Raw genomic sequence first — 12,496 nt, 5'->3', positions numbered from 1 at the left:
CATCACTCTGTGGTGAGCGGGCTTGCCCCGCGCTGGGCTGCGCAGCAGCCCCAATAAGGTCACCGCAGAGTGCCAGAATCAGTCGAGGTGAACGTTTTAGGGGCCGCTTCGCAGCCCAGCGCGGGGCAAGCCCGCTCACCACAGAAGCCTGATTGCCATAGATTCCGTATTCACTGGAAGTTGTGTAGATACCCATGCTCATCGGGGGCAAGCCCCCGATGGGAACAACTCGGTCTCACTGAATACCCACCATGCACAACCCAACCTGCCCCGACTGGGCCGAAGCCCTGCTCAACGGCTTCAGCCAGATCTTTCTCCAGCGCCACCCGCTGTGCGGTTTGCTGTGCCTGCTGGCCATCCTGATCGGTGCTCCGGCGTTGCTCGGCGGCGCTTTGCTGGGTGGCGTAGCCGGTTTGCTCACAGCCCAGCGCCGGGGTTATCCCAAGGCGCAGCGCCAAGCCGGCTTATATAGCTACAACGGCGTGTTGCTGGGCGTGTTGATCAGCCAGCATTTCGCCTGGTCGGCCTTGTTGCCGCCACTGATCCTGGCGTGTGGCGGCTTGAGTGCGATGCTCACGCGGCAATGGCTCAAGCACGCGACGCAACCCGACGACTTGCCCGCCTACACCACACCGTTTGTGCTTCTGGGTTGGCTGCTGTTGGGTACTGCAGCGCCCAGCACTTTCGCCCTGAGCGGGCCCGATGCCCTGGCGGCGCTCAGCGCGCCCTTCACGGGCCTGGCGCAAATCGTGCTGTTGGACCAGCCCGTGGCCGGCGCGCTGATTGCCCTTGGCCTGTGGCTGGCCAACCGGTGCGCGGCCATCTGGGCCTTGATCGGCGCCAGCGCTGGCGTGCTGATCGGCGTCGCGCTGGATGACAGCACCGGCGCCCTCCTCGGCCTGCACAGCTACAACCCGGCCCTCGCCGCGATAGCCCTGAGCCAGGCGCGCCGCCACCCCTGGCTGCCGCTGCTGGGCATCCTGCTGGCGATCCTGCTCTCACCGGGCTTTGCCGGTCTGCACCTGCCTGCACTCACCGCGCCGTTTATCCTCGCCTGCTGGCTGGTACGCGCCGGCCGCCGGATGCTGCAGAAACCGCGCATGGACAGCCCCTTCGAATCCCCCTAGGCTTGCTCGATATTCGATTCGGGCGGGATTTATGGACAGCAACAACGACTGGCGCCAGCGGCTCTACGTCATGATTTTCCAAAGTGACACCCTGGCCGGACGGCGCTTTGACGGCATCCTGTTGCTGATCATCCTCGCCAGCCTGGTGATTGTGATGCTCGACAGCATCGACCAGATCCACCAGAACTACGCCGATGTGCTGGCGTACATCGAGTGGGGCTTCACCGTCATCTTCCTGATCGAGTACGGGCTGCGTCTGTATTGCTCGCCCAAGCCGTTGCGCTATGCCTTCAGCTTCTACGGGCTGGTGGACTTGCTGGCCATCGTGCCCGGCATCCTGGCGCTGTATTACAGCGACGCGCAGTACCTTCTGATCATCCGCATCATTCGGATGCTGCGGATTTTCCGTGTGCTCAAGCTCAGCCCGTACCTCAAGCAGGCCAACTACTTGATGGCGGCGCTGCGCGGCAGCAAGCAGAAGATCGTGGTGTTCCTGGTGAGTGTGTGCACCCTGGTGACGGTGTTCGGCACCTTGATGTACGTGATCGAAGGCCCGGAGCATGGGTTTACCAGCATTCCCAAAGGCATCTACTGGGCCATCGTCACCCTGACCACCGTGGGCTTTGGCGATATCGTGCCGAAGACGCCGCTGGGCCAGGTGATTTCGTCATTGGTGATGATCACCGGTTACTCGATCATTGCCGTACCCACCGGGATTTTTACCGCCGAACTGGCCAGTGCCATGCGCGGTGAACAGCTGCAAACCGACTGCCCGGTGTGCAAGAAAAACAGCCACGAGCCAAATGCGGCGTTCTGTTCGCGCTGTGGCAGTAATCTTTTTAAGAAAGTGGAATAAGCAAAGTTCTTTTTAATCTTTAAGCGACTATGGCGCCCCGGCTATAGTCGCTGGCAAATGGCCTTACCCCTTCTTACGAACAACAAGGAATGAGCAGTGAAAAAACTCGTTAGTGCCTCTCTCCTGGCCGCCGGCCTTGCCCTGGCAAGCGCGGCCCAAGCCGCCCCGGTCACACTGCTCAACGTCTCCTACGACGTAATGCGCGATTTCTACAAGGACTACAACGCCGCCTTCCAGAAGCACTGGGAAGCCGAGCACCCGAACGACAAGCTGACCCTGCAAATGTCGTTCGGCGGTTCCAGCAAACAAGCGCGCTCGGTGATCGACGGCCTGCCGGCTGACGTGATCACCATGAACATGGCCACCGATATCAACGCCCTGGCCGACAACGGCAAACTGGTGCCGGACAACTGGGTCACGCGCCTGCCGAACAACAGCGCGCCGTTCACCTCGGCCACCGTGTTCATCGTGCGCAAAGGCAACCCCAAAGCCCTGAAAGACTGGCCGGACCTGCTCAAAGATGGCGTGCAAGTGATCGTGCCCAACCCGAAGACCTCGGGTAACGGCCGCTACACCTACCTGTCGGCCTGGGGTTATGTACTCAAGAACGGCGGCGATGAAGAGAAAGCCAAGACCTTCGTCGGCAAGCTGTTCAAGCAGGCGCCTGTGCTCGACACCGGTGGCCGCGCCGCCACTACCACGTTCATGACCAACCAGATCGGCGACGTGCTGGTGACCTTCGAGAACGAAGCCGAAATGATCGCCCGTGAGTTTGGCCGTGATCAGTTCGAAGTGATCTACCCAAGCGTCTCTGCTGAAGCCGAGCCGCCAGTGTCGGTGGTCGACAAAGTGGTCGAGAAGAAAGGCACCCGCGTGGCCGCCGAAGACTACCTGAAGTACCTGTGGTCGCCAGAAGGCCAGGAAATCGCTGCCAACAACTACCTGCGCCCGCGTGATCCGGCAGTGCTGGCCAAGTACACCGACCGCTTCCCGAAAGTCGACTTCCTGTCGGTGGAGAAGACCTTTGGTGACTGGCGCACCGTGCAGAAGACTCACTTCAATGATGGTGGCGTGTTCGACCAGATCTATAGCGGTCAATAACTGAACAATGTGGGAGGGGCGGTGGTGTCTCGCCGCCCTAGTTGTTTCTGAATGTATCATAAGCCAGCATATGTGATATCACCGCAAGCGCCCTACTCGCGCTGGCGCCTTGCCTTTACTCTCGCTCGCCATCTTCCTTCGCTTTTATGAGAACACCATGAACGCTACTCCCCACGCCACAAGCACCATGACCCGCGCGATGGTGATGTTGTTTGCGTTTTGCTGCGGCGCCATCGTCGCCAACATCTACTACGCGCAACCGATCATCGAACTGATCGCCCCGGACATCGGCCTTACGCCGGCGATGGCCAGCCTGATCGTGTCGCTGACGCAAATCGGCTATGCCTTGGGGCTGTTCTTCCTGGTGCCTTTGGGCGACCTGCTGGAAAACCGCAAGCTGATGATCCTCACCACCGGGGTGGCCATCGCCAGCCTGTTGGGCGCAGCGTTTACCGAACAACCCAACCTGTTCCTGCTGGTATCGCTGCTGATCGGTTTCAGTTCGGTGTCGGTGCAGATCCTGATCCCGCTGGCCGCGCACTTGGCGCCCGCCGAGTCCCGTGGTCGGGTGGTCGGCAGCATCATGGGTGGCTTGCTGCTCGGCATCCTGTTGGCGCGGCCAGTGTCGAGCGTGGTGGCGGACCACTTTGGCTGGCGTGCAATGTTCATGGCGGCGGCGGCGTTGATGGTGTTTATCAGCGTGGTGTTGATGCTCACGATCCCCAAACGCCAGCCCGACCACAGCGCCAGTTACGGCCAACTGCTGGGCTCGCTGGGCACGCTGTTGCGCAGCCAACCGGTGCTGCGCCAACGCGCTTTTTACCAAGGCTGCATGTTCGCCACCTTCAGCCTGTTCTGGACCGCGGCGCCGCTGGAGCTGGCGCGCAATCACGGCCTGAGCCAGAGCGAAATCGCCCTGTTCGCCCTGGTCGGTGCCTTGGGCGCCATCGCCGCCCCCATCGCCGGGCGCCTGGCCGATGCGGGTCACACGCACCGCGCTTCGCTGCTGGCGATGCTGTTCGCGGCGTTGAGCTTCCTGCCGGCCTTTGTACATCCGCTGTACAGCGTGATCGGCCTGGCGGTGACCGGTGTGGTCCTGGACTTCTGCGTGCAGATGAACATGGTGCTCGGCCAACGCGCCGTCTACGCCCTGGACGCCAATAGCCGCAGCCGTTTGAACGCGCTGTACATGACCAGCATCTTCATCGGCGGCGCTTTCGGCTCGGCGATTGCCAGCAGCGTGTATGAACACGGCGGATGGCTCGGGGTGATGCTGGTGGGCAGTGCATTCCCGCTGGTGGCGTTGTTGCGGTTCCTGAGCGCGTCTCGTCAGGTGGCGGTCGCAACCGCTTAAGAGCGCACCGGCCCCGGCTCAAGGACGACGGTTTGATCAACGATCAGCGAAAGTTGCCGCTGCAGAGACGGGTCAGGCTCCTTGCGAATGCCCAGCATTCAGGCAGCACAGCAAGCGCTCGACCGTGTGCTCCAAGGGGCCGGAGTTATCCAGCACACACAACCCCGGACCACTGCTGGCGATCAGCGCTTGGGTAAACCGCGCATTGCGCGCCAGGCGCGCCTCGATATCGGCCGGCAACTCTCGCCCCCGCTCGATCAAGCGCTGGCGTAACACGCCTTGACCCACGGTCAGCAATAGCACCAGCAACCGCGGATAACGCAGGCGGGCCTGGTCCAGGTGCGCACGCGAGCCGTTGACCAGCACGTCATGCCCCGCCGCCAGCCAATCGTCGATTACCCGTGGAATGCCATAGGACAAGCCGTTGGCCTGCCAGCTGAGGGCAAACGCGCCTTCGGTGTCCATCCGCGCAAACTGCGCCGGGCTCACACCCTGCGCCGCCTCGCCCACGGCTTGCGCCGAACGGGTGATGACGCGCCGCACGATACGGCAGCCGCGCTCGCCCAGACGCGGGCGGGCGGCATCCAACAGGCTGTCCTTGCCCGAGCCCGATGGCCCGATGAGATAGATCAACCTGCCCGCCATCACACACCCTCTTTGCTTGTCGCCAGACTTGTTGCACCACAGAAGGCCGTTCGCGGCGCCTGGCCGGCGACGGCCACATTACCCGAGTGCAACCCACCGCGCATCACGTTCGGCCCGCTGCTCAAGACGCGTGACACTTGCCCGAACATTCCTACAGCCAGCACGACGGTGCTTATCTAGGGTACAGGCTCCTATCCCCCTCTCCCCTCAACGGAGATGAAAAAGTGCCCGACTCAATCGCAGCGCAAGTGCGCGAAACCGCTCAAACAGAACAGTCAAAAGAGGAGATATTCTTTAGCCTGCTCTCAGGGCTGGCCGGCCTTCACCCCATTGTCACAACTATCGGCACCGGCAGAAGTTACATGAAGGTCTGCGAACAAAGCGGGTTGAAACTCAACCCTTACTTTGTCAAACACGGCAAATGCGGCTCCTCGCCTAAAACAGAAAGGATGCTTGCGCACCGCAAACTCAAAGGTTTGGGTGTTGGTGCAACCGGGGTGGGATTGGCGGCGCTAGGCCCGGCGATCTCACCGGTTCCCGCGCCTTTCTATGCTGCCCGGCATGCATCTGCCACGGCCTCTACGGCGATACATCTGCGTCGGCTGTCAACAATGCTGGCGGCTTATCTACCCTTCGCCGCGGGTGATGAACAAGTCAGTAATGCGATCAAATGGCTGCAACTGGCCATCGAGGTTAAGTTCAAGAAGCTCGCATTTCGTGGCACCGAAATGGCGGTGTCGACCACCTCGACCTTGCTTTCATTTACGGGCATCGGGCTGGCCGGAAAAATCCCACTCATGATGGTCAGCTTCCAACTTGAACTGGCCAGGCTGATGGTCAGCGACCGCTACGCCGCCCTGTGCAAGGTGGCGGCGATGGAGTTGCAGTGGGCTGCCTTTCTGGAACAGAACCCCAACGCCGGAGATATGCCGCAAGCCAGCCTCACCGGCTTATCCCGAGCAGATCAGATCAAGCAGCTTGAACAAAGAAAGATGATGCTCGGCGCGGCAATCACCACTCAGGTGCGAGGTCGCGCACTCGATGCCCGAACCGGCAATACCGGTTTGGGCCCCGCCACCCTGATCATCAAGGAGATCATGGCGAAACATACCTTGCAGGGGCAGTTCTTCGCGGGCCATGACTACCAGGCCATGATCCATGAACCGGCGGGTTGGAATGCCATCGCGGCGAAACTGATGAACATATAAGCAGCGTTGCAGGTGATTTGCTGTGGGAGGGAGCTTGCTCGCGCTGGACTGCGCAGCCGTCGCATTCTTGGGGCCGCTTCACGGCCCAGCGCGAGCACGCTCCCTCGCCACAGGCACAGTGCTGGCCCTTGACTGACTGACGGCATGAAAAAGACGACCCGAAGGTCGCCTTTTGTCATTGCGCGTACTGCTTGCTCAACCCAGGCGGCACGCCTTGCACGTTGGTGTCTTCCCACGGCCCGTTGGGGCTGATGGAGCGGCTCCAGCCGTTGCTCCAGCGGTAGTAGGTGCGCTGGCGGTAGAAGGTGTCGGGCTGGTCGTCGAGCACGTAGACCTGCATCTTGCCGTCCCAGTGGCTGGCGGCGCCCGGTGGTGGGGCGAAGGTCGGCGATTTGGTGGGCACAGGCTTCGGCGCCGGAGTGACCGGGCCCGAAGGCTTGGTGCTCGGCTGTGTCGACGGGCCGGACGGCGGGATGGTCGGGCCGGTCGGGCCAGGCGGTGGGCGATGGACCGCACAGGCGCTCAGGCCCACTACCAGGCTGAGCAGGGTGATGCGTGCGAATGCGGTCGTCATGGGCGCTTCCTCAAGATTACTTGTCCGGACTGTCGATGGTCAGCTGTTGCACCGCAGTGGTGCTGCTGGCCAGGGGTTGGCTGCGGCCGATCCACTCGCCGGCAGTCGGAAGACCGGCCCGGGATAAGCGCGCAACCAGTTGGACTTCGGGGAAGTTCGACAGTTTCAACTGCGGCATCATCGCGTCGGCATCGCCCAGCTCGACGGTGACCGGCAGGTCGGCGACGGTTACGCGCTTGGCCGCCAACGGCGCTGGCGGGCCGCTGACGGCGCGGGCGAAGATGAACACGCTGTCGGTGGGCAGGGATTTGGCCTTCACGTCGGCGGATAAATCCACGCGCACTTTAAGCATCGCCTTAGGCGCTTGAGCGACAACGCCCCCGCTCTCCTTCAGGCTTTGCGCGGCCCGGTCGATGCCGCCTTGCAGGGCCGCACGGGAGCTGTCTTGCGGTGGCAATTGGGCCAACAGGCGGGTCCAGTAGTCGATCGCCTCCTGATAGCGTTTGCCTTCAAAGGCGGCGATGCCCAGCAGGCCGAGGCTGGTGACTTCCTTCGGGTCCAGCTTCAGGGCTTCGTCAGTCAACGCCTGGATCTTGGGCGACCACTGCTTATTGTCGGCAAAGTATTGCGCCTGGGCCCACTGGCCAAGCAGCTCCGGCTGGCGGCCAGCCAACGCGACGGTGCGTTCGAAGATGTTGGCCGCATCGACCGGACGGTCCTGGGCCATGTAGGCGCGACCGAGGAAGTACAGGCCCTGCGCCGAATCCGGCTGCGCGGCAGCGGCGCGTTCCAGGCGACGGGTCATGTCTTCGATAGACACCGGTGGCTGGGAGAATTCGCGGGTCAGTTCGACTTTGTCACTGGCGCCAAAGTGCAGGTACAGGCTAAGGCCGAGTACCGGGACGAGGACGGCAGCGAGCAACGGCAGCGGTTTGCCCAGGCGCGATTCGCGGGGTTTTTCGACGCCCTCGGTATCAGCCAACAGTTCGCGGGCAGCTTCGGCGCGACCGGTGTCGAGTTGCGCGGCGTTGAGCACGCCTTCGTCCTGCTGCACTTGCAACTCGGCGACGCGTTCTTGATACAGCGCCACGTTCAGCGCGGTGCGATCCTCTTCGCGCTGGGCACGGCGGCCGCGCAACACAGGGATCAATAGGAAACTCAGGGCAATCAGAAGCAGCAAGCCGGCTGCGAGCCAGAAATCAATCATCAGTCTTGGTGTCCAGCAATTGGTCGAGGCGTTTACGCTCTTCGGGGGACAGCGCATCGGAACCGTCGGTCGGCGCGGCACGGCGCCGCCGAACGATCACCGCCATCACCACCACACCCGCCAGCAACAGCCCGGCGGGGCCGAACCAGAGCAGCGCGGTCTTGCCGGTGAGGGCCGGTTTGTAGCGCACGAAATCACCGTAGCGGTCGACCATGAAGTCGATGATCTCCTGGTTGTCCTTGCCCTCCCCGAGCATGCGGAAAATCTCTTTGCGCAGGTCGGCGGCGATGGGCGCGTTGGAGTCGGCGATGTCCTGGTTCTGGCACTTGGGGCAGCGCAGTTCCTTGGTCAGTTCGCGAAAACGCTCGCGGTCACCGTCCTTGGCGAACTCGTAGGTGTCGATGGCGGCGTGGGCGACGCCGGCCAGTCCAAGCGCCAGCACGGCAGCGGCTAACAGACGCTTCATGGTTTGGCCTCATCGACCAGCGCCTGGTACTTGGCGGCCAGTTGTTCGCGCCAGACCACTTCGTCGATCACACCGACGTACTTGTCGCGGATCACGCCCTTGGCATCGATAAAGAAGGTTTCCGGGGCGCCATACACGCCGAGGTTCAACCCCAGGTTGCCGTCTTCATCGCGGATATCCAGTTGGTACGGGTTGTGGAACTCGGCGAGCCATTTCAAGGCCGCTGCATTGTCGTCCTTGTAGTTGATGCCGTAGATCACCACGCCCTTCTCGGCCAGTTTGTTGAGCACCGGGTGTTCGACGCGGCAGGAGATGCACCAGGTGCCCCACACGTTGACCAGCGCCGGTTTGCCCAGCAGGTCGGCGCGGGTCAGCGTCTTGTCGCCTTGCACGTTCGACAGCGAGAACTCGGGGAACGGCTTGCCGATCATCGCCGAAGGCAACTCGGCCGGGTCCAGGTACAGGCCGCGATACAGGAACACCGCCACCACCAGGAACAACGCCAGCGGCAACACCATCAACCAACGCTTCATACCGGCGCTCCTTGCAGACCGAGGGCTTCACGCACCCGGCTCTTGACCTTGACCCGATAACGCCGGTCCAGCGCAGCCAGCAAACCACCAAAGCCGGTGAGCAAGCCGCCGAACCAGATCCAGCGCACAAACGGTTTCACATGCACGCGCACAGCCCAGGCGCCTTCGCCCAGCGGTTCGCCCAATGCCACGTAGAGGTCACGGGTGAAACCTGCGTCGATCCCGGCTTCGGTCATCATTGAGCTCTGCACGGTGTAGAGGCGTTTTTCCGGGTGCAGCACGGCGATTTCCTTGCCATTGCGCACGACCCGCACGGTGCCTTTGTCCGACGTGAAGTTCGGCCCTTCAAAGTGCTTGGCGCCCTCAAAGATGAACTGGTAACCGGCCAGGTCCATCGACTCGCCCGGCGCCAGGCGCAGGTCGCGTTCGGCGCTGTTCTGGCTGGAGAGCACCACGCCCAGGGCGCACACGGCGATGCCGATATGGGCGATCTGCATGCCCCAGTAACTGCGGGTCAGCGTCGGCAGGCCTTTGATCAAACCTTTGTGGCGAGTCTTGTCGAAGATGTCGCGCACACCGGCCAGCAACACCCAGGCCGCCAGCAGGAAAGTGGCAAGCACCGCCCAGTTGAAGTCGCCATAGGCAAGCCCGGCGATGACCGCCAGGGCAACGCTGCCCAGCAGAACCGGCATCAGCATGCCCGCCAGCCATTTCACCGGTGTGTCTTTCCAGCGCACCAGCATGCCGACCGCCATCACCACCATCAACAGGCCCATCAACGGGATAAACAACGCGTTGAAGTACGGCGGGCCGACGGACAGCTTGGCGCCGCTCAGGGCATCCAGCACCAGCGGGTACAAGGTGCCGAGCAGGATCATCGACGCGGCCACCACCAGCACCAGGTTATTGCCCAGCAGCAGGGTTTCCCGCGACCACAGGTTGAAGCCGACCTGGCTCTTGACCACCGGCGCACGCAGGGCGAACAGGGTCAGGGAGCCGCCGACCACAAACAGCAGGAAGATCAGGATGAACACGCCGCGCTCCGGGTCGGACGCAAACGCATGCACTGAGGTCAATACGCCCGAACGCACAAGGAAGGTGCCGAGCAGGCTGAGGGAAAATGCGGCGATGGCCAGCAGTACGGTCCAGCTTTTGAACACGCCGCGTTTTTCGGTGACGGCCAGCGAGTGAATCAGCGCCGTACCCACCAGCCAAGGCATGAACGAGGCGTTTTCCACCGGGTCCCAGAACCACCAGCCGCCCCAGCCGAGTTCGTAGTAGGCCCACCACGAACCCAACGTAATGCCAATGCCGAGGAAGGCCCAGGCGACGATGGTCCACGGCCGCGACCAGCGGGCCCATGCAGCATCCAGACGCCCGCCCAGCAAGGCGGCGATGGCAAACGCGAACGCCACGGAGAAACCGACATAGCCCATGTAGAGCATCGGCGGGTGCACGATCAGGCCGATATCCTGCAACAGCGGGTTGAGGTCATGCCCGTCCGTAGGAATCTGCGGCAGGATGCGGCTGAACGGGTTGGAGGTCATGATCAGGAACAGCAAAAAGCCGATGCTGATCATGCCCATCACCGCCAGCACCCGCGCCAGCATCACTTGCGGCAACTGGCGCGAGAACACCGACACCGCAAAGGTCCAGCCGCCGAGGATCAACGCCCACAGCAGCAACGAACCTTCGTGGGCGCCCCACACGGCACTGAACTTGTAGTACCACGGCAGCGCGGTGTTGGAGTTGTTGGCCACGTAGCCGACAGAAAAATCGTCGGTCATGAAGGCATAGGTCAGGCAACCAAACGCGAACAGCAGGAAGGCGAACTGGCCCCAGGCAGCAGGTTGCGCCAGGCTCATCCACAGGCGGTCACCACGCCAGGCGCCGAGCAACGGTACCACGGCCTGCACGATGGCAAAGCACAGGGCGAGGATCATCGCCAACTGGCCGAGTTCTGGAATAAACAGTGCGGACGTCATCGCTCAGCCCTCCTTGGCAGGGGTGGGTGCGGACTGGCCGCTTTCTTTCAACGCCTTGGTCACTTCCGGCGGCATGTATTTCTCATCGTGCTTGGCCAGCACTTCATCGGCCACCACCACGCCTTGGGCATTGAGCTTGCCCAGGGCGACGATGCCCTGGCCTTCGCGGAACAGGTCCGGGAGGATGCCGCGGTAGGTGATGGTCACGGCCTTGTTGAAATCGGTGACCACGAAGGTCACGTCGAGGGAATCGCCGGAACGCTTCAACGAACCCTTCTCGACCATGCCGCCGGCGCGGATGCGCGTATCGACAGGCGCTTCGCCATTGGCGATCTGCGTCGGGGTGTAGAACAGGTTGATGTTCTGTTGCAGTGCGCTCAGGGCCAGGGCTACGGCAATGCCGACGCCGGCCATGATGGCCAGGATGATCAACAGACGTTTTCTACGCAGCGGATTCACTTTTCGGTCTCCCGGCGCAGACGACGCGCCTCTTGTTGCAGGTAACGCTTGCGGGCCAGGATCGGCGCGGCGACGTTGAGGGCCAGCACCGCCAGGCAGATGCCATAGGCCGTCCAGACATACAGGCCGTGGTGGCCCATCGCGAAAAACTCGCTGAAAGAAGCAAAACTCATCCACGCGCTCCCAGGCTGCTGTGTACTTCGGCCTTGACCCAACTGGCGCGGGCTTCACGCTTGAGCACTTCGAGGCGCATGCGCATCAGCAGCACGGCACCGAAGAAGCAATAGAACCCCAGCACCATCAACAACAGTGGCGCCCACATTTGCACCGGCATCGCCGGCTTTTCGGTGAGGGTGAAGGTGGCGCCCTGGTGCAGGGTGTTCCACCACTCCACCGAGTATTTGATGATCGGGATGTTGATCACGCCGACAATCGCCAACACCGCGCAGGCCTTGGCGGCGCTGTCACGATTACTGATCGCGTTGCCCAGGGCAATCAGACCGAAGTACAGGAACAGCAGGATCAACATGGACGTTAGTCGCGCATCCCACACCCACCACGAACCCCAGGTGGGTTTGCCCCAGATCGCACCGGTGACCAGCGCCACGGCGGTCATCCACGCGCCGATGGGCGCGGCGCATTGCAGGGCCACGTCCGCCAGCTTCATCTTCCACACCAGGCCGACAATGCCGCACACCGCCAGCATCACGTAGCAGGACTGGGCGAGCATCGCGGCGGGCACGTGGATATAGATGATGCGAAAGCTGTTGCCTTGCTGGTAATCCGGCGGGGCGAAGGCCAGGCCCCAGACCAGGCCGACGCCGATCAGCAACACCGCGGCGATACTCAACCACGGCAGCAGCTTGCCGCTGATGCCGTAGAACCATTTGGGCGAGCCGAGCTTGTGAAACCAGGTCCAGTTCATTGCTGTTTCTCACGGTTGCTTCGCGTCATGGCGAGAAGCGTAGGGTCTTTACTGAC

Annotated in this window: 14 protein-coding genes; 5 read left to right on the top strand and 9 right to left on the bottom strand. The window is 62.4% G+C overall.

The features are described 5' to 3' along the window. Positions 1–251 precede the first annotated feature (251 nt). From PspS35_RS09055 to PspS35_RS09040, 4 genes are all read left to right on the top strand, one after another. Positions 252–1,127: an urea transporter gene (locus tag PspS35_RS09055; protein WP_159933710.1), complete on the top strand. Its 876-nt coding sequence runs from the start codon at positions 252–254 to the stop codon at positions 1,125–1,127. Positions 1,128–1,158: 31 nt separating this feature from the next. Further along, entirely contained in the window at positions 1,159–1,983 is an 825-nt protein-coding gene (locus PspS35_RS09050; RefSeq protein ID WP_159933708.1) for an ion transporter, read from the top strand. Positions 1,984–2,079: 96 nt separating this feature from the next. Continuing rightward, positions 2,080–3,084 (top strand): sulfate ABC transporter substrate-binding protein, encoded by a 1,005-nt coding sequence (locus PspS35_RS09045; RefSeq protein WP_159933706.1) that lies wholly within the window; start codon positions 2,080–2,082, stop codon positions 3,082–3,084. 157 nt (positions 3,085–3,241) lie between these two features. Next, positions 3,242–4,438: an MFS transporter gene (locus tag PspS35_RS09040; RefSeq protein WP_159933704.1), complete on the top strand. Its 1,197-nt coding sequence runs from the start codon at positions 3,242–3,244 to the stop codon at positions 4,436–4,438. 72 nt (positions 4,439–4,510) lie between these two features. Here PspS35_RS09040 and phnN read toward each other — a convergent pair whose 3' ends face one another. After that, entirely contained in the window at positions 4,511–5,083 is a 573-nt protein-coding gene (gene phnN, locus PspS35_RS09035) for a phosphonate metabolism protein/1,5-bisphosphokinase (PRPP-forming) PhnN (protein WP_159933702.1), read from the bottom strand. Positions 5,084–5,307: 224 nt separating this feature from the next. Here phnN and PspS35_RS30015 point away from each other — a divergent pair, with 224 nt between their 5' ends. Further along, positions 5,308–6,291: a hypothetical protein gene (locus PspS35_RS30015; protein ID WP_174244793.1), complete on the top strand. Its 984-nt coding sequence runs from the start codon at positions 5,308–5,310 to the stop codon at positions 6,289–6,291. 175 nt (positions 6,292–6,466) lie between these two features. On the opposite strand, the gene PspS35_RS09025 is transcribed toward PspS35_RS30015, so the two are convergent. The 8 genes from PspS35_RS09025 to ccmC are packed head-to-tail and all read right to left on the bottom strand — an operon-like array spanning position 6,467 to position 12,440. Beyond that, positions 6,467–6,865 (bottom strand): hypothetical protein, encoded by a 399-nt coding sequence (locus tag PspS35_RS09025; RefSeq protein ID WP_159933700.1) that lies wholly within the window; start codon positions 6,863–6,865, stop codon positions 6,467–6,469. Positions 6,866–6,881: 16 nt separating this feature from the next. Then, the gene (ccmI, locus tag PspS35_RS09020) at positions 6,882–8,072 is read right to left on the bottom strand and encodes a c-type cytochrome biogenesis protein CcmI (RefSeq protein WP_159933698.1); all 1,191 of its coding nucleotides are present in this window, start codon (positions 8,070–8,072) and stop codon (positions 6,882–6,884) included. Then, on the bottom strand, positions 8,065–8,538 hold the full coding sequence (locus PspS35_RS09015; RefSeq protein ID WP_159933696.1) for a cytochrome c-type biogenesis protein: 474 nt from the start codon (positions 8,536–8,538) through the stop codon (positions 8,065–8,067). The genes ccmI and PspS35_RS09015 overlap by 8 nt, the downstream gene beginning before the upstream one ends. After that, entirely contained in the window at positions 8,535–9,071 is a 537-nt protein-coding gene (locus PspS35_RS09010) for a DsbE family thiol:disulfide interchange protein (protein ID WP_032889103.1), read from the bottom strand. The genes PspS35_RS09015 and PspS35_RS09010 overlap by 4 nt, the downstream gene beginning before the upstream one ends. Further along, positions 9,068–11,056, bottom strand: a complete 1,989-nt coding sequence (locus PspS35_RS09005) for a heme lyase CcmF/NrfE family subunit (RefSeq protein ID WP_159933694.1) — start codon at positions 11,054–11,056, stop codon at positions 9,068–9,070. The genes PspS35_RS09010 and PspS35_RS09005 overlap by 4 nt, the downstream gene beginning before the upstream one ends. Before the next feature lie 3 nt (positions 11,057–11,059). Further along, positions 11,060–11,515, bottom strand: a complete 456-nt coding sequence (gene ccmE, locus PspS35_RS09000; RefSeq protein WP_159933692.1) for a cytochrome c maturation protein CcmE — start codon at positions 11,513–11,515, stop codon at positions 11,060–11,062. Continuing rightward, positions 11,512–11,688: a heme exporter protein CcmD gene (ccmD, locus tag PspS35_RS08995; protein WP_159933690.1), complete on the bottom strand. Its 177-nt coding sequence runs from the start codon at positions 11,686–11,688 to the stop codon at positions 11,512–11,514. Before ccmD ends, ccmE begins: the two co-directional genes overlap by 4 nt. After that, positions 11,685–12,440: a heme ABC transporter permease gene (gene ccmC / locus PspS35_RS08990; protein ID WP_159933688.1), complete on the bottom strand. Its 756-nt coding sequence runs from the start codon at positions 12,438–12,440 to the stop codon at positions 11,685–11,687. The genes ccmD and ccmC overlap by 4 nt, the downstream gene beginning before the upstream one ends. Positions 12,441–12,496: the final 56 nt, after the last annotated feature.

Origin of the sequence: Pseudomonas sp. S35 (assembly GCF_009866765.1) — a bacterium.
GTDB lineage: Bacteria > Pseudomonadota > Gammaproteobacteria > Pseudomonadales > Pseudomonadaceae > Aquipseudomonas.
The sequence above is the reverse complement of the archived record's forward strand: the minus strand, read 5'-3'. Positions and strand labels throughout refer to the sequence as shown.

What these genes read in the sequence shown, in the direction of transcription:
- PspS35_RS09055 (WP_159933710.1), top strand. Translation starts at nt 252, where the DNA reads ATGCACAACCCAACCTGCCCCGACTGGGCCGAAGCCCTGCTCAACGGC.
- PspS35_RS09050 (WP_159933708.1), top strand. Translation starts at nt 1,159, where the DNA reads ATGGACAGCAACAACGACTGGCGCCAGCGGCTCTACGTCATGATTTTC.
- PspS35_RS09040 (WP_159933704.1), top strand. Translation starts at nt 3,242, where the DNA reads ATGAACGCTACTCCCCACGCCACAAGCACCATGACCCGCGCGATGGTG.
- phnN (WP_159933702.1), bottom strand. Translation starts at nt 5,083, where the DNA reads ATGGCGGGCAGGTTGATCTATCTCATCGGGCCATCGGGCTCGGGCAAG.
- PspS35_RS09025 (WP_159933700.1), bottom strand. Translation starts at nt 6,865, where the DNA reads ATGACGACCGCATTCGCACGCATCACCCTGCTCAGCCTGGTAGTGGGC.
- ccmI (WP_159933698.1), bottom strand. Translation starts at nt 8,072, where the DNA reads ATGATTGATTTCTGGCTCGCAGCCGGCTTGCTGCTTCTGATTGCCCTG.
- PspS35_RS09015 (WP_159933696.1), bottom strand. Translation starts at nt 8,538, where the DNA reads ATGAAGCGTCTGTTAGCCGCTGCCGTGCTGGCGCTTGGACTGGCCGGC.
- PspS35_RS09010 (WP_032889103.1), bottom strand. Translation starts at nt 9,071, where the DNA reads ATGAAGCGTTGGTTGATGGTGTTGCCGCTGGCGTTGTTCCTGGTGGTG.
- PspS35_RS09005 (WP_159933694.1), bottom strand. Translation starts at nt 11,056, where the DNA reads ATGACGTCCGCACTGTTTATTCCAGAACTCGGCCAGTTGGCGATGATC.
- ccmD (WP_159933690.1), bottom strand. Translation starts at nt 11,688, where the DNA reads ATGAGTTTTGCTTCTTTCAGCGAGTTTTTCGCGATGGGCCACCACGGC.
- ccmC (WP_159933688.1), bottom strand. Translation starts at nt 12,440, where the DNA reads ATGAACTGGACCTGGTTTCACAAGCTCGGCTCGCCCAAATGGTTCTAC.